This window comes from Amycolatopsis sp. cg13 (assembly GCF_041346965.1).
Taxonomy (GTDB): Bacteria; Actinomycetota; Actinomycetes; order Mycobacteriales; family Pseudonocardiaceae; genus Amycolatopsis.
In genome coordinates, this window is the sequence record NZ_CP166848.1 from 6,471,080 (window position 1) to 6,488,743 (window position 17,664).

Genomic DNA, 17,664 nt, shown 5'->3' on the forward strand with positions numbered 1-17,664 from the left:
GATGACCACCTTGGGTTCCCCGGACACGTTCAAGCGGCAGTGGCTGGACGGGTTCGTCACCGCGTACGGCCGCACGGTGCAGAAGGTGCCGGATGCCTACGGCGTCGTTCGCCGCGAGGCTCCGGCGAGCCCGAAGGTCGCGGTCGTGATCGGCGGCGGTTGCGGGCACTACCCGGCGTTCGCCGGTCTCGTCGGCCCTGGCCTTGCGGACGGCGCGGTGGTCGGAGACGTGTTCACGAGCCCGAGCGCCGAGCAGGTCTACCGCACGGCGCGGGCGGCGGACAACGGCGCTGGCGTCCTCTTCGGGTTCGGCAATTACCAAGGCGACGTGCTCCACTTCGGACTCGCCGCCCGCAGGCTGGCGGCGGAGGGCATCCCGAGCCGCACCATCCTGGTCACCGACGACATCGCGAGCGGCCCGGCGACCGAACCGGAGCGCCGCCGGGGCGTGGCAGGCGATTTCCTCGTCTTCAAGATCGCGGGCGCGGCAGCGGAGCGCGGTTACAGTCTTGAGGCAGTGCACGAGGTCGCGGCGAAGGCGAACGCTCGCACGCGGACGTTCGGCGTCGCGTTCGGCGGCTGCACGCTGCCCGGTGCGGACGCGCCCCTGTTCACCGTCGCGGACCAGGAAATGGAGCTGGGCCTCGGAATTCACGGCGAACCGGGTGTGCGCACGGTGGGCCGGTTGTCCGCGGCGGAGCTGGCGGACGAACTGGTCGACGGCCTCCTGCCCGAGCTTCCCGAGGGTGACGGCCGGGTGGTCGTGCTGGTGAACGGGCTCGGCCGCACCAAATACGAGGAAATGTTCGTCACCTACACCCGCGTGCACGAACGGCTCGCCCAGGCCGGGCTCAGCCCCGTGCACTCCGAGGTCGGGGAGTTCGTCACGTCGCTCGACATGGCCGGGGTTTCGCTGTCGATCCTGGTGCTGGACGACGAATTGGCCGAGCTGTACGCCGCGCCGTGCGACACCCCGGGCTATCGCACCAGCGGTGCCGAACTGGCCACGGTCGAGCTTGAGTCCACAGTGGACGAATTGCTGACCGAGGAGGCTCCGGGGGCCAGCGTGGTCGACCGGGTTCTCACCGCGGCTTTGCGCAGCATCGAGGAGAACGAAGCCGAACTGGGCAGGCTCGACGCGGTGGCCGCGGACGGAGACCACGGGCTCGGCATGACTCGCGGAATGCGTGCCGCTGTCGCAGCCGCTCGGCGTGAACCGGACACGGTTTCCGGTGCGCTGCTGGCCGCCGGGACAGCGTTCGCCGATGCGGCTGGCGGTGCCTCGGGTGCGTTGTACGGCGTGCTGCTGGCGGAAACCGGAGCCGGTCTGAGCGGCGTGGCCGCCGAGGACATCACCACGGCGATGCTCGCCGACGCGGTCGACGGTGCGGTTCGGGCGTTCTGCGAGCTGGGTAAGGCCGAACCGGGCGACAAGACGATGCTCGACGCGATCGAGCCGTTCCGGGCCACGCTGCGAGAGCAGACGGGCTCGGAAGTAGTTCAGGCATGGCGGAAAGCCGCTGGAGCGGCTGTCGTAGCCGCGCGGGAGACCGCGCACTTGCGTCCGACAAAGGGACGCGCCGCGCGGCTCGCGCAACGGAGCGAGGGTCATTCGGACCCGGGTGCGGTGTCGTTCTCGCTGCTGGTCACGGCTGTCGGCGAGGAGCTGGAAAGGAGCGCTGACTGATGCGCATCGTGGTGGCGGCGGACAACGCCGGGGTCGAACTGAAGAATCAGCTGCGCGACCTGCTGCAGGCCGACGAACGGGTCACCGAGGTGACCGACCTCGGCGTGCCGGACGCGGCGGACGACCGGGCGTACCCGTTGCTGGGGCTGGCCGCGGCGGAAGCGATCGCCCGCGGCGAAGCAGACCGCGGCGTCCTCGTGTGCGGCACCGGCATCGGCATGGCGATCTCGGCGAACAAGGTTCCCGGCGTGCGGGCGACGGTCGCGCACGATTCGTACTCCGCCGAGCGGTCGATCAAATCGAACGACTGCCAGGTGATCACCTTCGGGGCCCGCGCGATCGGCCCTGAGGTGGCGAAGAAGATCGTGGCCGAATGGGTCGGATACCGCTTCGACCCTGCGTCGGCCAGCGCGACCAAGGTCGCGCACATCACCGAATACGAGAACGCCCACTGACCAAGGCGTCCGTCGTGGCGCACAATCGGCACAGAGCGAGTGAGGGAGCAGAGTTGCACATTCTCGCTGCGGGAGACCACTTCGTCAGCCCCGGCCTGCTGGCCGGAGCCGTCCGCGCGGAACTCGGCGGCGGTGACCACGAGGTCGCCGAGCTGACGCTGCCGTGGCCGGTCGAGCCGTTCGGGCCGGTCGGCAACGTGCTGGAGGCCAGCGGTACCGAAGACCAGGTGATCGAGGCACTCGCCGGTGCCGAGGCCGTCGTCACGCAGATGGCTCCGTTCACCAAAAAGGTCTTCGCCGCCGCACCGGAGCTCAAGCTCGTGTCGGTGTGCCGAGGCGGGCCGGTGAACGTCGACCTCACCGCCGCCACCGAGGCGGGCGTCGCCGTCACCTACGCGCCGGGTCGCAACGCGGGCGCGGCGGCCGAGTTCGCCGTCGGCATGATCCTCGCCGCGATGCGGCGGATCTCGACGTCCTCGGCGGAACTGCTCGCCGGTACCTGGCGCGGCGACTACTACGCCTACGACCAGGCCGGGCTCGAGCTGGGCGGCACCACCGTCGGCCTCGTCGGATACGGCGCGATCGGGTCCCGGGTCACCAAGGTGCTCGTCGCGTTCGGGGCGAACGTCCTGGTGACTGACCCGTACGCCGACCGTGCCGCGGTCGAGGCCGATGGCGCACAGCTTGTCGAGCTGGACGAGCTGCTCCGGCAGAGTCGCGTCGTGAGCCTGCACGCACGGCTCACCGAGGAGACCCGGCACCTCATCAACGCGAGCAAACTCGACCTTCTGCCGGAGGGCGCGGTCCTCGTGAACACCGCCCGCGGCGGCCTGCTCGACTACGCGCCGCTGCCCGAGGCTCTGCGTTCCGGTCGGCTCGGCGCGCTCGCGCTGGACGTCTACGACGTCGAGCCGCCGCCGGCGGACTGGGCGCTGCGCGATGCGCCCAACGTGATCGCGACCCCGCACCTCGCCGGCGCGAGCAGGCAGACCGCTGAGCGGGCGGCCGCGATCGTCGCCGCGGAGGTCGGCCGGTACGCGCGCGGCGAGCAGCTCGCCAACCTCGCGAATCCTGAGGTGCTGGAGCGACGGCCGTGATAGTCGGGGTCGACATCGGGACGTCGCTCACCAAGGCCGTGGTGTTCGACGAGGACGGCAGCTCCATCGCGAGCGCGTGCACGCCGTCCGAGGTGCACCACCTTCCGGGCGGCCGGGTCGAGCAGGATCTCGACCAGGTTGTCGGCACGGTCGCGACGGTGGTGCGCGAGGTCGCGGCCGCGCTGCCCGAACCGGTGTCCGCGTTGGCGTTGACCGGACAGGGCGACGGGCTCTGGCTCCGCGACGAGACGGGTGCCGCGGTGCACCCGGCCATCTCATGGCTCGATGGCCGGGCGAACACTGTGCTCGCGAAATGGCAGGCTGACGGCGTGACCGCGGAAGTCTTCCGCCGCACCGGTTCCGGCATGTTCCCCGGCTGCACCGCGGCCATCATGTCCTATTTGGACACTCATGAGCCCGAGGTGCTCGACCGCGCCGCGGTGGCCGGATACTGCGTCGACGCGGTGTTGCAGCGGCTCACCGGCGAGATCACGGTCGACGTTTCGGATGCCTCGCTGCCATTCTTGAACCCGGCCACCCGCAGCTACGACGATGGTGCGATCGAGGCCTGCGGTCTGGGCCATCGTCGTTCCCTGTTCGCGAAACCGGCCCCGGCGAAGTCGGTCTTCCGCCTCGACCGGCGCGGTGCCGATTTGCTCGGGCTGCCAGTAGGACTGCCGGTCACCGCAGGGCCTTTCGACCTGCCGGCCAGCGCAATCGGTGCTGGCGTACGGAAACCGGGCGACGGAATCCTCACCGCAGGCACTACGCTCGCCTGCCAGGTGCTCACTGCTGATCCCGCTTTCGACCCTGAAGCGGAACCGGCGGGCATGTTCCTGTGCACGCCCGACGAGCACGAATACCTGCACGCGATGCCAGCGATGGTCGGTACGGCAGGCATCGATTGGGCCTGCGAATTGCTGGGCATCAGCGTCGAGGAAATCGACCCGCTGCTGGCGAGCAGCAAGCCAGGCGCTCGCGGGGTACGTGCCCTGCCGTTCCTTTCGGTATCCGGCGAACGCGCGCCGTTCGTCGACGCCGGAGCGCGCGCACAATTCTCCGGGCTGAGCCTGGAAACCGGCCGGGCCGATCTGGTGCGGGCGCTCTGCGAGTCGATCGCTTACGCCGCACGGCATTGCTTTGAAGCCGCCGGCCTGTCGGGGCAGCTCTATGCCTGCGGCGGAGGAGTCCGCTCGCCCGAATGGCTGCAGATTTTCGCCGATGTACTCGGCCGTCCGGTCGTGATCCCGAGCGACCCCGGCGTCGGCGCCCGCGGTGCCGTGCTCACTGCCGCGGACGCGCTGGGAAGGCCGTACGATCGGGACCGCTGGGCCGCGAACTCGCGAACGGTCGAGGCCCGGGCCGAAAATGTGGCTGATTACGAGCGCGGTTACGCCGACTACCAGGCTTCCCTGTCTGCCGCGCGCGGACTGTGGAGGCTGTGAATGATCCTGGAGAACGAGCGTGCCGCAGTGTGCGAGTACGCCCGCCGCCTGACCGCGGACGGCTTGGTCGTCGGCACGTCGGGCAACGTGTCCGCGCGGGCAGGCGACCTGGTCGCAGTCACCCCGACCGGCGTCGACTACGCCGCCCTCACGCCCGCCGACATCCCCGTGGTGGACCTCAACGGCAACCCCGCGGACGGTTCCCTGAAGCCGACGAGCGAACTCCCGATGCACTTGGCCGTGTACACCCGGGCCGTCGATCCGGAGTCCGCCCCGGTGAACGCGGTGGTGCACACGCATTCAGTGCACGCCACCGCAGTGTCCACTTTGGTCACCGAAGTCCCGCCGATCCACTACATGCTCGCGGCCATCGGCCCCACGGCCCGTGTGGCCCCGTACTCGACCTACGGCACCACCGAGCTTGCCGACGCCATGCTGGTGGCCTTGGCCGATCGCCGAGGCTGCCTCCTGGCGAACCACGGCACGATCACTTACGGCGACTCGTTGTCGAGTGCGTATAGCCGTGCTCAGCAATTGGAATGGGTGTGCCAGGTGTGGCTGGTGGCCCGTTCCGCCGGTAGCCCGGGTTTGTTGCCGCCAGCGGAAATCGAGCATGTGGTGGAGAAGCTGAAGGGATACGGCCAACGCTGACTGATCATTGCGAGGGCGGCGGTCCGCCTTGGCCGCCTTGGCCCGGCGGATACCCGGGCTGGGGCGGATACCCGGGCTGGGGCGGGTATCCAGGCGGTGGAGTGGCTGGTGCCGCCGGGTAACCGTTCTGCGGCAAGGGATTCCCCGGCGCGGGCGGCGGCATCGGGTACCCAGTCTGAGCAGGAGTCCAGGGCTGCGGTGAAGATCCGGGTTGCATAGGAAACCCGGGCTGTGCCGGAACTCCAGGCTGTGCCTGAGCCCCGGGCTGACCCGGAGCCCCGGGCTGACCCGGATACGCGGCTCCCGGCTGAGGTGCGTACCCGGCTGGTGGGACCTGCCCGGCGTATCCCTGCGGCGTGAACTGCGGTGCCGTCCAAGCCGCCGGACCGTAGCCCGTTCCGGCAGGTTGCGCGCCCGGAAGAACCTTGGCGACCGGAGGCAGCAGCATCGCGATCGCCGTCAGCCCGGCGACGACAGCCGCGATGCCCGTCTGAAGTTCCACGACGGCAAGCACGTGCCGCGAGAGCAAACGCGACAGCGAAACAATGGCCACCACCGCCTGCAGAACCGCGGGCACCACGAGAAAACGCGCCGGGCGGAGACCTCGCGTCGCGAGCAATGCCGCTCCAGGCAGCACCGCGATACTCAGCACAGCCAGCAGCGGATGCACGTAGCTGCCGCTGTCCCAACCATGATTGATCATGGTCGCGGCTTCGGCCCACAGCACGACTATCTCGCTGAGCCCGAGCACTCCGGCGAGCACCAGAGCAAGGTTTCGCGCTTGTTTGGTTGGTCCGGGCATACCGGGATAACCCATACTTCCCCCTCCGTGGTCCTCTTACGGTAGCGGGACGAGCGCCCCCATGCCCGCCCGTGCGAACTGCGTAGCCAGCCGTTGCGGCAACGGATTCGGGTACAAAATGATCGACGCGAACGGCGAAGGCGTGTAACCGGCCCCGCCGTTGCTCTGCAGGTGCACGCTGACGTGCACGTTGCGGTCAGCGGGAATCTCGAACGACACCGCGCCCCAGGAAACGACGTACTGCCGGCCGTCGATCCCCACGAACGGGATGTACGCGCCGACGTGGAAAATATGCGTGGAAATATCGATCGTGAGCAACCGCCGAGGCCCATTGTGCGGGTCGACGTACGGGATCACGTTCGGAGTGGAAGCCAAATCTGGCGGCTCGGTCTGGTCGGTCATCGTTCCGGGCCTCCCGGTAGGCAACGGGCGAAGTTTACCCTCGGCGTACGGGCTGCCTCAGCGTTCTCGCCAGGGTCTGCGCCACCACGGCTCGTCGGGATCCGCGCCGGGATCCGGGAGCGTCCTCCGGCGGCACTCGTCGTCAAGCCGCGCGCGTCCGTAACCCAGCGCGCACTGCGCCCGGCGGCTTACGCGGCATTTCCCCTTGAGATCGGAAGCATGTCCGCCATTCTGCCGCAGCGCAGTAAGGCGAGATCAGAACTGGTAGTACAGGAACGGGCTGAAAGTCCCGGTAGCCACCAGGATCGCCGCGTAAACCAGCCCCACCGTCATGACCCCGATCCGCAGCGCTGTCGCTCCGCGGCTTCGGGACGATTCCAGCAGCGGGCCGGTCACCGGGTGCGCCGGGAGGATGAACACGATCAGCGCCAGCAGCAGGATCACCAGCCGTTGGTTCGTGAGCGCGCTTTCCACGACGTCGCCGAGGCCGCCGAAGTCGGGGATCAGCATGTGGCCGATCATCGACAGTGCGTGGCCGAGGTCGGCTGAGCGGAAGAAAACCCAGCCGAACACCACGAGGATCAGCGTCAGCACTCGGCGGGCGATGCGGGCTGCCGGACCGGCCGGGGAGTCGCCGAGGTTGAAGCGGCGTTCGATGACCAGGAGCGCGCCGTGGTAGCAGCCCCAGATCAGGAACGTCCATTGCGCGCCGTGCCAGAAACCCGTCAGCACGAAGACGATCGACAGGTTCCGGTACGTTTTCCCGGCACCGGAACGGTTCCCGCCCAGCGGGATGTAGACGTAGTCGCGGAACCAGCGCGACAGCGACATGTGCCAGCGGCGCCAGAACTCCGTGATCGTCACCGACGAGTACGGGCGGGCGAAGTTCTCCGGCAGCCGGAAGCCGAGCATGCGGCCCAGGCCGATCGCCATGTCCGAGTAGCCGGAGAAGTCGAAGAACAACTGCAGGGTGTAGCCGATCGCGCCGAGCCAGGCCGTCGTGAACGTCATCTGGTTGGCCGGGGTCGAGAAGCAGGCTTCGACCATCGGGCTGAGCGAATCGGCGATGATCGACTTCTTGCACAGGCCCAGCGCGAACCTCGGGAAACCCGCGGCGATGTCGTCCAAGCGGTGCGAACGCCGTTGCGGAAGCTGGTCGGCGATCTCCCGGTACCGCACGATGGGACCCGCCACGAGCTGCGGGAACATCGCGATGTACGCGGCGAACGACACCGGGTTGCGCAGCGCGTGCCGCTCGCCGCGGTAGATGTCCACCACGTACGAGATGTGGTGGAAGGTGTAGAAGGAAATGCCGATCGGCACCACGATGTTCGCGACGCCCATGTCGCCGCCGAACCAGTGCGCGACGGCCGCGATCTGCTGCGTCGCGAAACCTGCGTACTTCCAGATGACGAGCACGAGCACGTCGAGCGTGATGACGCCGATCAGGATCCGCTTCCGGCGCTTGCCGCGGACGTCCCACGGGCTGGGCTCGAGCGCCGGGCCGGCCAGGAAGTTCACCGCCATGCAGAGCAGCAGCAGGAACAGGTAGGGGCCGGCGCCGATCGTGTAGAACAGCAGGCTCGCGACCGCGACGATGCCGTTGCGCCAGCTGCGCGGGCACGCCAGGACCGCGATCAGCACCGCGGGCATGAAGTACCACAAGAACAGCGGCGAAACGAACGACATCGGTGACGGACCCCCTCGGTTCCGGAGGAGACCTTAGCCCGAGCGGGTGGCTCCGCGGGGCGATGCCCGACGGATCACAGCACGAATCACCGAGGGTGACGGATTTGGGAGGATTTCGCCCCTCGCGACGGGAAGCGGCGGGCGGTGGAGCTGTGCCGCGGTCGGGAGCCGAGGAATCCCATGGGGCGCGGGCGGCTAGGGGCGGCTGAGCGGAAGGACCGTGCCTCGCGACAGTGCGAGGGGCGGCGGTTGGTGCGGAGGAATGGGGAAGTGGGCGGGCGTGCGATGCGGCGGCGCGAGGGGCGGTGGTTGGGCGGCCGCCTGGAAGGAGGCTGGGCACGCGATGCGGCAGTGCGAGGCGCATGAGCGGGGCGGCCGGTTGGTGCGGAGAAACGGGGAAGTGGGCGGGCGTGCGATGCGGCAGCGCGAGGGGCGGTGGTGGGGCGGCCGCGTGAAGGGAGGCTGGGCGCGCGGTGCGGCAGTGCGAGGCGGTTGAGCGGGGCGGCCGGTTGGTGCGGGGGAGCGAGGAAGTGGCAGAAGTGCGGCGCGGGCGTGCGGGGTGCGGCGGAGCGGGAAGGTGATGGGTGTGCGGCGCGGGCGTGCGAGGTGCGGTGGAACGGCAAGGTAATGGCCGCACGATGCGGGAGTGCGGGGTGGTGGTTGGCGCGGCTGAGCGGAAGGGCTGCGGCCGTGCAGATACGGCGGCAGTTGATGCCGCGAAGCGGTAGCCACGCGAGAATGGCAGCGCGCGAGAATGGCAGCGCGCGAGAGCTGCTCAGCCAGAAGACCAGACGAGCAGCGAGCGTGCTGGCAGCCTCAGTCGGTGATCCGCCCCAACCACTCGCCCATCAACGTCTTCTCCGCCTCGCTCAACCCCGACACCTGCGGCAACACCGCCCGCAACGCCATCGCCGCCGCAGCGGGGCCAGGAGTTCGGGACACCGGGCGATCCGTGCTGATCGCCGCGATCACCGCTTCCCGGGCCGCGACGGAGACCGCAAGGTCGCGGGAATCCGGGGGCGTCGAGATCAGGCTCAACGTCGCCCCGGAACCGGCGGCGTGGATCAAAGCGGCGGCGAGCGGTTCGGGCACTCGGAGCCGTCCGGCTGAAGCGATGCGGCTGACTCGCGCCTCGAGGATCTCCAGCGACTTCTTCAGGGCCGGAGAAGGACCAGGACGGGTGGTCATCAGCAGGTACAAAGCCGGATTAGCCAGGCCGAACTCCAGGTGCTGGTCCCAGCCCCGCCGCAAGTCCTCCAGTGGGTCCTCCGCGGGGGGCTGGGCTGTTTTCGCCTCTAGGTAGTCGGCGTAGCCCTGGACGGTGATGGCGTCCAGCAGGCCGTCCTTGTCGCCGAACAACCGATAGATCGTTGGCGGCTGGACGCCTGCCGCTGAGCTCACCGCGCGGGTCGACACCGCGTCCGGGCCGCCGGTGGACAGGAGGTCCAGGGCGGCCTTGATGATGCGGGCGCGGGCGTCGTCGGGCATGTTATCGACGATAACAGGCCAGTGATTCCAGTGAAATCAGATGCGTCCGGCGATCCGGCGGCGGCGAGCGACCTCGGCCAGCAGCACGCCAGCGGCGACTGAGGCGTTCAACGACTCGACGCCTGCGGCCATCGGGATCGAGACCGTCGCGTCGCAGGTCTCGCGGACCAGGCGGGAAAGGCCGCGGCCTTCCGAGCCGAGCACGATGACCAGCGGGTCCGCTGCCAGGTCGAGCGCGTCGATGTCGACCGTGCCGTCCGCGTCGAGGCCGACGATCATCAGGCCCTTCGAAGCCCACGCGCGCAGCTGGCGCGTGAGGTTCGTCGCGACCGCGATCGGCAGCTTCGCCGCGGTACCAGCGCTCGTGCGCCATGCGACCGCGGTCATTCCGGCGCTGCGGCGTTCCGGCAGCAGGACACCCTGCGCACCGAAAGCCGCGGCGGACCGGATCACCGCGCCGAGGTTGCGCGGGTCGGTGACGCCGTCGAGCGCGACGAACAGCGGGGTGTTGCCCGAGTCGCGCGCGGCCTGCATCAGGTCGTCGGGATGCGCGTACTCGAACGGCGGCACCTGCAGGCCGAGGCCCTGGTGCATCGCGCGGTTGGTCTTGCGGTCCAGCTCCTCGCGCGGGATCTCCAGGATCGAGATGCCCTTGTCGCCCGCGAGCCGGACGGCCTCGTTGACCCGGTCGTCGATGTCGATGTTGAGCGCGACGTACAGCGCGGTGCCCGGCACGTCCGCGCGCAGCGCCTCGACGACCGGGTTGCGGCCGGCGATCAGTTCCGGCCGGTCGGCCTTCTTCTGCCGGGCCTGGTCACGCTTATTGGCGGCGTTGGCAGCGCGGTACGCCTTGTGCCCGGGCCGGTCCTCGGCCTTCGGGGTCGGGCCCTTGCCCTCGAGCGCCTTGCGCCGCTGCCCGCCCGAACCGACGACGGCGCCCTTCTTGGTGCCGGTCTTGCGGATGGCACCTTTGCGCTGTGAGTTGCCTGCCATGAATCCTCAATCTCTGCTGCCGCGAAGGAAGTCAGGAGTTCCTGACTGTCCATTGCGGACCGTTCGGGGTGTCTTCCACCGCGATCCCCGCCGCCACGAGACGGTCGCGGGCGGCGTCCGCGCGGGCGAAGTCCTTCGCCGCACGGGCCTCCTGGCGTTCGGCCAGAAGGGCTTCCACGAGCGTGCCCAGCGCGTCGCGGACGGGAGTGTCCGAGCCGCCGTCCGCCCAGTCCGGCGACAGCGGGTCGATGCCGAGCACGCCGGTCATCCCGCGGACCGTGCCGGCCAATTCGAGTGCCTTCGTGGTGTCGCCGCCGTCGAGGGCGGCGTTACCGTCGCGGACCGTGTTGTGCACCACGGCGAACGCGGCCGGGGTGGCCAGGTCGTCGTCCATCGCCGCGGCGAATTCCGCCGGAACCTCGCCTACCGAAACCGCACCGGCCGACTCCGCCCGGCGCAGGAACGCCTCGATCCGCCGGTAGCCCTGCGCGGCTTCGGAAACCGCGCCCTCGGAGTACTCGACCGTGGACCGGTAGTGCGGCTGCACCAGGTAGTAGCGCAGTTCGGGCGCACGGTAGCGCTCCAGCATCGCCGGGATCGCGACCGTGTTGCCCAGCGACTTCGACATCTTCTCGCCGGACATGGTCACCCACGCGTTGTGCAGCCAGTAGCGGGCGAACCCGTCGCCGGCCGCGTTCGACTGCGCGCGCTCGTTCTCGTGGTGCGGGAACACCAGGTCGACGCCGCCGCCGTGGATGTCGAACTCGGCGCCGAGGTAGTTGGTCGCCATCGCCGAGCACTCCAGGTGCCAGCCAGGGCGTCCGTCGCCCCACGGCGTCGGCCACGACGGCTCGCCCGGCTTCGCGCTCTTCCACAGCGTGAAGTCGCGCGAATCACGCTTGCCGCGGGTGGGCGTCTCGCCCTGCTGGACCTCGTCGAGCTGCTGGCCCGACAGCGCGCCGTACTCCGGGAACGACTTCACCGAGAAGTAGACGTCGCCGTCGACGGCGTACGCGTGCCCGGCTTCGATCAGCCGCTCCATCAGCTGGACCATCTGCGTGACGTGCCCGGTCGCGCGCGGCGTGACCGACGGCGGAAGGCAGCCGAGATCCTCGTACGCCTTCTCGAACGCACGCTCGTGCGTCGCCGCCCATTCCCACCACGGCCGTCCGGCGTCGGCGGCCTTGGTGAGGATCTTGTCGTCGATGTCGGTGACGTTGCGGACCAGCAGCACGTCCAGTCCACTGTGGAGCAGCCAGCGGCGGAGCACGTCGTAATTCAGCATGCCGCGGACGTGCCCGATATGCGGTACTCCCTGCACGGTGGCACCACACACGTAGATCGACGCCGTTCCGCTGCGGACGGGAGAGAACTCCCGGGGGGCACGGGTCGCGGTGTCGTACAGGTGCAAAGCCACGAGGTAAAGGGTACCGGGAGCACTGTGGGAGACGTCGCAGGACGTCAGAGCACGCCGTGCTCCCGCAGCACGCCTAGCAGCGCGTCCGGCCGCTGCGCGGTGGGCAGCGGGTCGACCAGGGCGAACTGGCAGCCCAGCGCGCGGGCGCCGCCGTCGGCCTCCTCGCTGTCGCCGACCATCAGCGTCTCCTCGGCTCGCACGCCGAGCCGCTCGATCGCCGCCTGGAAGATCTCCGGCTCCGGTTTCACCGCTCCGACCTCGAAGGACAGGGTGAACTCGGCGACGTGCGCGTCCCAGCCGCGCTGGCCGAACGCGGGCCGGATGTCGAACGCGATGTTGCTCAGCACGCCCGCCTTGCGCCCGCTGCTCGCGACTGCCTTCAGTGCGGCTTCGGTGTCCGGGTACGGCGTCCACTGGTCAGGCGCGATGAGCTGCGCGTACAGCGCCTCGGCCTGGTCGCGCCGGGGCACGCCGGACAGCCGCAGGACCTCCAGGTACACCTTCCGGTGCAGCTCCGGGTCGCGGTCGCGGTTGTGCCAGGCGTGCAGGTGCTCCTCGTCCAGTTCGACGGACTGCTCGACCGGCGCGGTCATCCGCCGCATCAGCTCGGTCTGTGCTTCGACGTCCAGCGCCGAACCGTCGTCGTCGCGTACGTCGTCGAGCCAGCCGTCCTGCTGCTCAAGGCGGAAAAGAGTGCCGGAGAAATCGAACAACACCGCGTTGATGGCCACGCGCCAACCCTATCGGGCATTCCGGGTGCGATGCCGCCCGTTTGTGGTGCCCGGCTCACCTTCGCGCCTTTCTGTGCGAGCGTGGTCTGATGACCGAGGTGCGTCTGAACAATCTGGCGGGCGCGACCGAGACGGCGGTGATCGTGCCGGTGCCGGCCGCGGACGCGGTCGTGGGCGCCTATCGAGAAGTCCTGGACCGCTCGGCCGGGTGGGGTGTTCCGGCGCACGTCACGGTCGTTTACCCGTTCGTCCCGCCGGACCTGATCACCGAGGCTGTGGTCGAAGACTTGCGCGAGGTGCCGACGACGGTCAGCTCATTCGAGTGCACGTTCTCGCGGGTTTCCTGGTTCGGGAAGGACGTTGCGTGGCTGGCTCCTGACCCGGCCGAGCCCTTCCGGGCGTTGATCGAGCTGGTATGGCGCAGGTTCCCCGAGTACCCGCCGTATGGCGGCGCCCATACCGAGCTGATCCCACATCTCACTGTCGGGAGCACGCGACTGGGCGATCGTCGCGCGCTGAGGCGGGCAGCCGTCGATGTTCAGTCGAAGCTGCCGATCCGGGATGAGATCCGCCGAGTGCGCCTCATCGCTGGCAATGCGGGGGCGAGGTCGTGGCGAACAGTGGTTGAGTTCGCGTTGGCGGATGCGTAGCCGGTCCGAGGCCGGCGGTCATCCAGCCGGGACGTACAGCTCCACGAACTCCGGCGTCGCGTCGAGCCGGACCTTCAGGATCGGCACCGCCTTGTTCACCGGGTCGCCGCGGTCGTCGAACGAGATCATGCCGCTCGCTCCCGGTACCGCGGACTGGCCGTGCAACCGGTTCCTGGCCTGCAGCACATCTTGCGCGGTGACCTGCTCCGGAGACACCCGCGGGATCCCCCGGATGGCCCAGACCACGGTCAGCACCGCGTCGTGCGCCAGGATCGCGATGCCGTCGTCCAGCCGCTCCCGGGGGAAGACCGCGGTGAAACAGCCGTCGCACCCTGGTTCTTCGAAGCTCGCGACGGCCGCCTTGTTGAACGACTCCGGATGGTCGCGCCAGGCCTGCGGGTGCGCGAGCCCGGGCGCGAGCACGGTGACGTTCGCCTGGAGGCCGCGGCGCATTTCCGGACCGGGCGGGCCGACCTGGGCGAGATCGCCGGTCAGCACGGTCAGGTGCTTCTCGAGGCAGGGCCGCTGGGCGAGCTGCGCGACGAACGACTTCAGGTGGTCCTCGCGGCCGGCGAAGTAGACGACGTCCGGGTTGTCGCCGCAGATGTTGGGCATCATCTGCAGGAACGTGTTCTCGATCCCGGGCAGGCTGGAATCGTAGGACTCGGTGCGCCCGACGATCCGGTGCGTGGCGTCGGCGAACGTCTTGGTGAACGCCGTGGCCAGCGTCTTCGGGTACAGGTCGCCGGGGTTCTGGTCCTGCACGACGGTGGCGGTGTGCGCGGTCGGCTTCACGTAGCCGGCCATCGAACTGCCGTAGGTCGAACTGGTCGGGGACACCCGCAGGAACCCGGGGATCTGCGAGAACTCGTCGGCGGCCAGATGCGACGCGACGACCGGGACGCGGTGGTCGGACAGCTTCTGGATGGCGCTGCGCGCGGTGTCGAGGCTCAGCCCGATCCCGGTCACGCCCACGATCCGGTCCGCTCCGGTGCGCCCGATCAGGTCGTCGACCACCGGCTCCCACTGTTTGAGCTGGCTGCCGGGGTTCGCGAGCAGCAGCCGGATGAGCGGCACGCTGCCCCACGACTGCGTTTTGTTGGCCCGGTGCTGTGCGACATACGCCCCTTCGAGCTGATGCCGCACCCATTCGGGGGAGAGAATGTCGTGGTCGGTGAGCGTCATCGGCAGCAGCACCGCGATGGTCACGTACGGTTTGCCGGAGCCGACGGTTTCGGTATTTTCCTGATGAATTCTGTTTTCCACATCCGCGAGGTCGGGAGAGAACACGAATTCGCCGTCAGTCGTGCCGATGCATTCGGAATTCTCACCCCGCTCCTCGACGCCGGTGCCGCACGTGCGATTCGCCTCGCTGATCGCCGGGACCACGACGAACGCCGCGACGACGATGACCACGACCAGCAGCACCGCGCCGCCGCCCCACAGCCATTTCGCCCACGTCGGCCGCGGCGGTTTGATCCGTTGCGTCATCGGTAGCGCTCCGCTCGCTCGTGCAGCAGCATCGATCCTCGTCCCCGGCCTTGGGCCAGATGGTGGAATCCGCTCTCGATCGTGGCGTTGAGGGTGCCGCCCGGATCACCGAGCGGATCGCGCGCCAGCCACAGCGAAGCGACCAGCCACGCCACCGTCGTCTCCAGTTCGCCTTCCCATTCCCCGACGTGCTGCTGCACCTGTGTGTACGGATCGGCGTTCTCCACCAGGCGGTTGGGTGCGGCGGTGATCGTGTCCAGTTCGGCGAGCCACGCTTCCGCGGTCGGCACGTCGAACTCGGCGTGCGCCGCGGCGAGCGGCTTGCACAGGTGCGTGACCACCGCGTCGACGTTTTCGAGCGCCAGATCGTGGTAGCGCGCGGCGGCGACGCGGCCGTTCTTCTCGTAGAAATCGCGGCAGCGCGTGTGCACCTTCTCCCAGCTCAACGGGTGATCGTCGGCGCGCGTGGCCAGCTTCCGCAGCAGCAGCCGGCGCAGCCACGGGTGCAGGACGTAGCGCGACGGATCGTCCGGATCCGCCTGCAGCCACAGCTGATCGGCGAGCTGCTTGAACAGCGGACCCTCGCCCATCGGATTGCGCAGATCGAGAATTTCCTTGTGGAACAGCATTTCCACGTCGACCGCGGCGCTCGCGGTGACGAGCTCCTGGCGGCTCGCGGCCGAAAAGTCCTGCAGCAGGTAGTCGCACATCTCGGCGAGCAAAGTGGAATCACTGCCGTCTTCCGCGGTTACCTTGGTGTACAAGGCTTCCCGCAACGTGTTCGGGTTGGCCGGCTCGTAGCGCGCGGCGAGAGTGTGCAGCAGTTCCCGCACCGCGCCGGGATGCCCGTCGGTGAGCCGGGACAGAAACCGCGGCAGCCGCGACGTCGGGTGCACGTCGTGCGCGGCGGCGACATCGACGACGTCGCCGCTGGACAGCGTGCCGAGTTCCAGCAGGTACCACGGGGACCAGCGGTTGTCCGGCTGGCCGGGGATCCAATCGGTCTCCACGTGCGCGGGCAACCGCGGCACCGGCCATTCGAGACCGCTCGTCCGATGCTCGGGGTTGCGGCGGATTTCCCGGTCGCTGCCAGGATGCGCGGTGACCATCGACCAGCTTTCGCCCCAGTCCGGATTCCATGTCCGGCTCGTCGCGATCACCACGAGCGGATCGGCCTCGTCCGGCGTGTGCCTGCGCGACTCGGCGAGCGTGCGCAGGAAGTCCTGCCCGCCCTTCGTGTGCGCGTTGTCCAGCAATACCAGGCAATTCATCGTCCGGCGGGTGCCGGAGAGGCCGGAGTACGCGCGGCGCAGGTCGGCGAGGAACGCGTCGCAGATGATCGCGTCGACCGCCGCCCGGTCGTCCTCGTCGCCGTGCGCGTGCTTGGCGATCTCGATCAGGAAGTCCTGGTGATTGCCGTGCCCGGTCGGCATGGCCTTGACCTTGCCCATCAGCCGCCGCCGGTCGTACCAGCTGAGCCCGCGCAGCAGCAGTTCGGTCGCCTCGTTCCAGCCGGGGAGGCTGTTGCCGGACGTGACGCCGCCGACGAGCTTGACGACGTCCACGATCGTGTCGCGATTGCGTTCCAGCGGCTGGTTTTTCGCGATCAGGTCCCGGAGCTTGCGCAGCGCGGCCCTGCGGTCGCCGAGTTCCACCGGCGCGCTGAGCACGAGCATGCACAGCCACAGCCGGGGAAACGCGATACGGCCGAATTGCCGCCATTGCCGGCCGAGATCAAACGCCAAGTGGCCTAACAGTTCCCGCGGCTGAATCTGCTCCCAGTCGCGCCGCTCGAAATCGACGAGCGCGTGCGGGATGTCCTCGCACCGGGTGCGCAATTCCTCCAGCAGCGCCGACTTCCCGGAGCCGCGCACGCCCAGCGCCACCGCGATCGGCAACGGTCTGCTCTGTCCTCCCGGACGGCTCAGCAGTTCTTCGACCAGCCTTCCGGTGATCGAACGTACTCCGGACAATCGATGCGCATCGACGGGCATCGTCCCCCTTTGGCCCGGGCGGCCCCGCTCCATGCCGCCGCAAACGTCGCGGAATAACTATAATGAGCCGCGAGTACCCGCGCAGAAGTTAGCGGAGATCTTTGCCCGATCGGCGAAGATCGTTTTACTCAGGCCGTGTTGTTCCAGCTGGTCAAGTATCCGGGAAAATGGAATATCACGATTTCCCGCGCGAGCGCATTTCGCTCAGCCGCGCACCAGCAGCGCGGTCGCGACCGCCGCGATGCCCTCGCCGCGTCCGGTGAGGCCGAGTCCGTCCGACGTCGTTCCCGAGACGCTCACCGGCCCGCCGATCGCGTCGCTCAGCACCTGCTGCGCCTCGTCGCGCCGCTTCCCGATCCGCGGGTGGTTGCCGATGACCTGCACGGTCGCGTTGGCTACCTGCCAGCCCTCCGCCTGCAGCAGCGCGCGCACCTCGACGAGCATGTCGGTGCCGTGCGCACCGTCCATGCGCGGATCGCCGGTCCCGAACACCGCCCCGAGATCGCCGAGACCGGCCGCGGACAGCAGGGCGTCGCACAGGGCGTGCGCCGCGACGTCGCCGTCCGAGTGGCCCGCACAGCCGTCGACTCCGGGCCACCGCAAGCCGGCCATCCAGCATTCCCGGCCCGGCTCGACCGGATGGACGTCGACGCCGTTGCCTACCCGCAGATC

16 protein-coding genes are annotated in these 17,664 nt (G+C 69.1%); 6 read left to right on the plus strand and 10 right to left on the minus strand.

From position 1 onward, the window contains the following. The first annotated feature begins 1 nt into the window (after position 1). Genes AB5I40_RS30205 through AB5I40_RS30225 form a run of 5 tightly spaced genes read left to right on the plus strand, consistent with a single transcriptional unit; the run spans position 2 to position 5,335 of the window. Positions 2 to 1,687: a dihydroxyacetone kinase family protein gene (locus AB5I40_RS30205; protein WP_370933650.1), complete on the plus strand. Its 1,686-nt coding sequence runs from the start codon at positions 2 to 4 to the stop codon at positions 1,685 to 1,687. Beyond that, entirely contained in the window at positions 1,687 to 2,142 is a 456-nt protein-coding gene (locus AB5I40_RS30210) for a ribose-5-phosphate isomerase (protein ID WP_067576815.1), read from the plus strand. Before AB5I40_RS30205 ends, AB5I40_RS30210 begins: the two co-directional genes overlap by 1 nt. A 53-nt stretch (positions 2,143 to 2,195) precedes the next feature. Then, positions 2,196 to 3,239: a 2-hydroxyacid dehydrogenase gene (locus AB5I40_RS30215; RefSeq protein WP_370933651.1), complete on the plus strand. Its 1,044-nt coding sequence runs from the start codon at positions 2,196 to 2,198 to the stop codon at positions 3,237 to 3,239. Further along, a complete protein-coding gene (locus AB5I40_RS30220; RefSeq protein WP_370933652.1) occupies positions 3,236 to 4,684 on the plus strand; it encodes an FGGY family carbohydrate kinase in 1,449 nt (482 codons plus the stop codon). Before AB5I40_RS30215 ends, AB5I40_RS30220 begins: the two co-directional genes overlap by 4 nt. After that, entirely contained in the window at positions 4,685 to 5,335 is a 651-nt protein-coding gene (locus AB5I40_RS30225; RefSeq protein WP_370933653.1) for a class II aldolase/adducin family protein, read from the plus strand. A 4-nt stretch (positions 5,336 to 5,339) separates the two neighbouring features. Here AB5I40_RS30225 and AB5I40_RS30230 read toward each other — a convergent pair whose 3' ends face one another. The 7 genes from AB5I40_RS30230 to AB5I40_RS30260 form a co-directional block, all read right to left on the minus strand. Next, positions 5,340 to 6,137 (minus strand): hypothetical protein, encoded by a 798-nt coding sequence (locus AB5I40_RS30230; protein WP_370933654.1) that lies wholly within the window; start codon positions 6,135 to 6,137, stop codon positions 5,340 to 5,342. 36 nt (positions 6,138 to 6,173) lie between these two features. Beyond that, positions 6,174 to 6,539: a hypothetical protein gene (locus AB5I40_RS30235; RefSeq protein ID WP_370933655.1), complete on the minus strand. Its 366-nt coding sequence runs from the start codon at positions 6,537 to 6,539 to the stop codon at positions 6,174 to 6,176. A 255-nt stretch (positions 6,540 to 6,794) separates the two neighbouring features. Further along, positions 6,795 to 8,228, minus strand: a complete 1,434-nt coding sequence (locus AB5I40_RS30240; RefSeq protein ID WP_370933656.1) for an MBOAT family protein — start codon at positions 8,226 to 8,228, stop codon at positions 6,795 to 6,797. Positions 8,229 to 9,044: 816 nt separating this feature from the next. Beyond that, on the minus strand, positions 9,045 to 9,716 hold the full coding sequence (locus tag AB5I40_RS30245) for a TetR/AcrR family transcriptional regulator (RefSeq protein ID WP_370933657.1): 672 nt from the start codon (positions 9,714 to 9,716) through the stop codon (positions 9,045 to 9,047). 36 nt (positions 9,717 to 9,752) lie between these two features. Continuing rightward, positions 9,753 to 10,709, minus strand: coding sequence for a 23S rRNA (guanosine(2251)-2'-O)-methyltransferase RlmB (rlmB, locus tag AB5I40_RS30250; protein ID WP_370933658.1), 957 nt, complete (start codon positions 10,707 to 10,709; stop codon positions 9,753 to 9,755). A 31-nt stretch (positions 10,710 to 10,740) separates the two neighbouring features. Beyond that, entirely contained in the window at positions 10,741 to 12,126 is a 1,386-nt protein-coding gene (gene cysS, locus AB5I40_RS30255) for a cysteine--tRNA ligase (RefSeq protein ID WP_370933659.1), read from the minus strand. Between the two features lie 44 nt (positions 12,127 to 12,170). Continuing rightward, complete coding sequence (locus AB5I40_RS30260) at positions 12,171 to 12,857, minus strand: HAD family hydrolase (protein WP_370933660.1); 687 nt, start codon at positions 12,855 to 12,857, stop codon at positions 12,171 to 12,173. An 89-nt stretch (positions 12,858 to 12,946) separates the two neighbouring features. Here AB5I40_RS30260 and AB5I40_RS30265 point away from each other — a divergent pair, with 89 nt between their 5' ends. After that, positions 12,947 to 13,507, plus strand: a complete 561-nt coding sequence (locus AB5I40_RS30265) for a 2'-5' RNA ligase family protein (protein ID WP_370933661.1) — start codon at positions 12,947 to 12,949, stop codon at positions 13,505 to 13,507. Between the two features lie 18 nt (positions 13,508 to 13,525). Here AB5I40_RS30265 and AB5I40_RS30270 read toward each other — a convergent pair whose 3' ends face one another. The 3 genes from AB5I40_RS30270 to ispF form a co-directional block, all read right to left on the minus strand. Beyond that, positions 13,526 to 14,998 (minus strand): hypothetical protein, encoded by a 1,473-nt coding sequence (locus tag AB5I40_RS30270; RefSeq protein WP_370933662.1) that lies wholly within the window; start codon positions 14,996 to 14,998, stop codon positions 13,526 to 13,528. Then, positions 14,995 to 16,992 (minus strand): hypothetical protein, encoded by a 1,998-nt coding sequence (locus AB5I40_RS30275; protein ID WP_370933663.1) that lies wholly within the window; start codon positions 16,990 to 16,992, stop codon positions 14,995 to 14,997. The genes AB5I40_RS30270 and AB5I40_RS30275 overlap by 4 nt, the downstream gene beginning before the upstream one ends. A gap of 204 nt (positions 16,993 to 17,196) precedes the next feature. After that, the gene (ispF, locus tag AB5I40_RS30280) at positions 17,197 to 17,661 is read right to left on the minus strand and encodes a 2-C-methyl-D-erythritol 2,4-cyclodiphosphate synthase (RefSeq protein WP_370940639.1); all 465 of its coding nucleotides are present in this window, start codon (positions 17,659 to 17,661) and stop codon (positions 17,197 to 17,199) included. Positions 17,662 to 17,664 lie beyond the last annotated feature (3 nt).

Coding starts and splice junctions, on each gene's coding strand:
- AB5I40_RS30205 (WP_370933650.1), top strand. CDS start 2: ATGACCACCTTGGGTTCCCCGGACACGTTCAAGCGGCAGTGGCTGGAC.
- AB5I40_RS30210 (WP_067576815.1), top strand. CDS start 1,687: ATGCGCATCGTGGTGGCGGCGGACAACGCCGGGGTCGAACTGAAGAAT.
- AB5I40_RS30225 (WP_370933653.1), top strand. CDS start 4,685: ATGATCCTGGAGAACGAGCGTGCCGCAGTGTGCGAGTACGCCCGCCGC.
- AB5I40_RS30230 (WP_370933654.1), bottom strand. CDS start 6,137: ATGCCCGGACCAACCAAACAAGCGCGAAACCTTGCTCTGGTGCTCGCC.
- AB5I40_RS30235 (WP_370933655.1), bottom strand. CDS start 6,539: ATGACCGACCAGACCGAGCCGCCAGATTTGGCTTCCACTCCGAACGTG.
- AB5I40_RS30240 (WP_370933656.1), bottom strand. CDS start 8,228: ATGTCGTTCGTTTCGCCGCTGTTCTTGTGGTACTTCATGCCCGCGGTG.
- AB5I40_RS30245 (WP_370933657.1), bottom strand. CDS start 9,716: ATGCCCGACGACGCCCGCGCCCGCATCATCAAGGCCGCCCTGGACCTC.
- rlmB (WP_370933658.1), bottom strand. CDS start 10,709: ATGGCAGGCAACTCACAGCGCAAAGGTGCCATCCGCAAGACCGGCACC.
- AB5I40_RS30265 (WP_370933661.1), top strand. CDS start 12,947: ATGACCGAGGTGCGTCTGAACAATCTGGCGGGCGCGACCGAGACGGCG.
- AB5I40_RS30270 (WP_370933662.1), bottom strand. CDS start 14,998: ATGACGCAACGGATCAAACCGCCGCGGCCGACGTGGGCGAAATGGCTG.
- AB5I40_RS30275 (WP_370933663.1), bottom strand. CDS start 16,992: ATGCCCGTCGATGCGCATCGATTGTCCGGAGTACGTTCGATCACCGGA.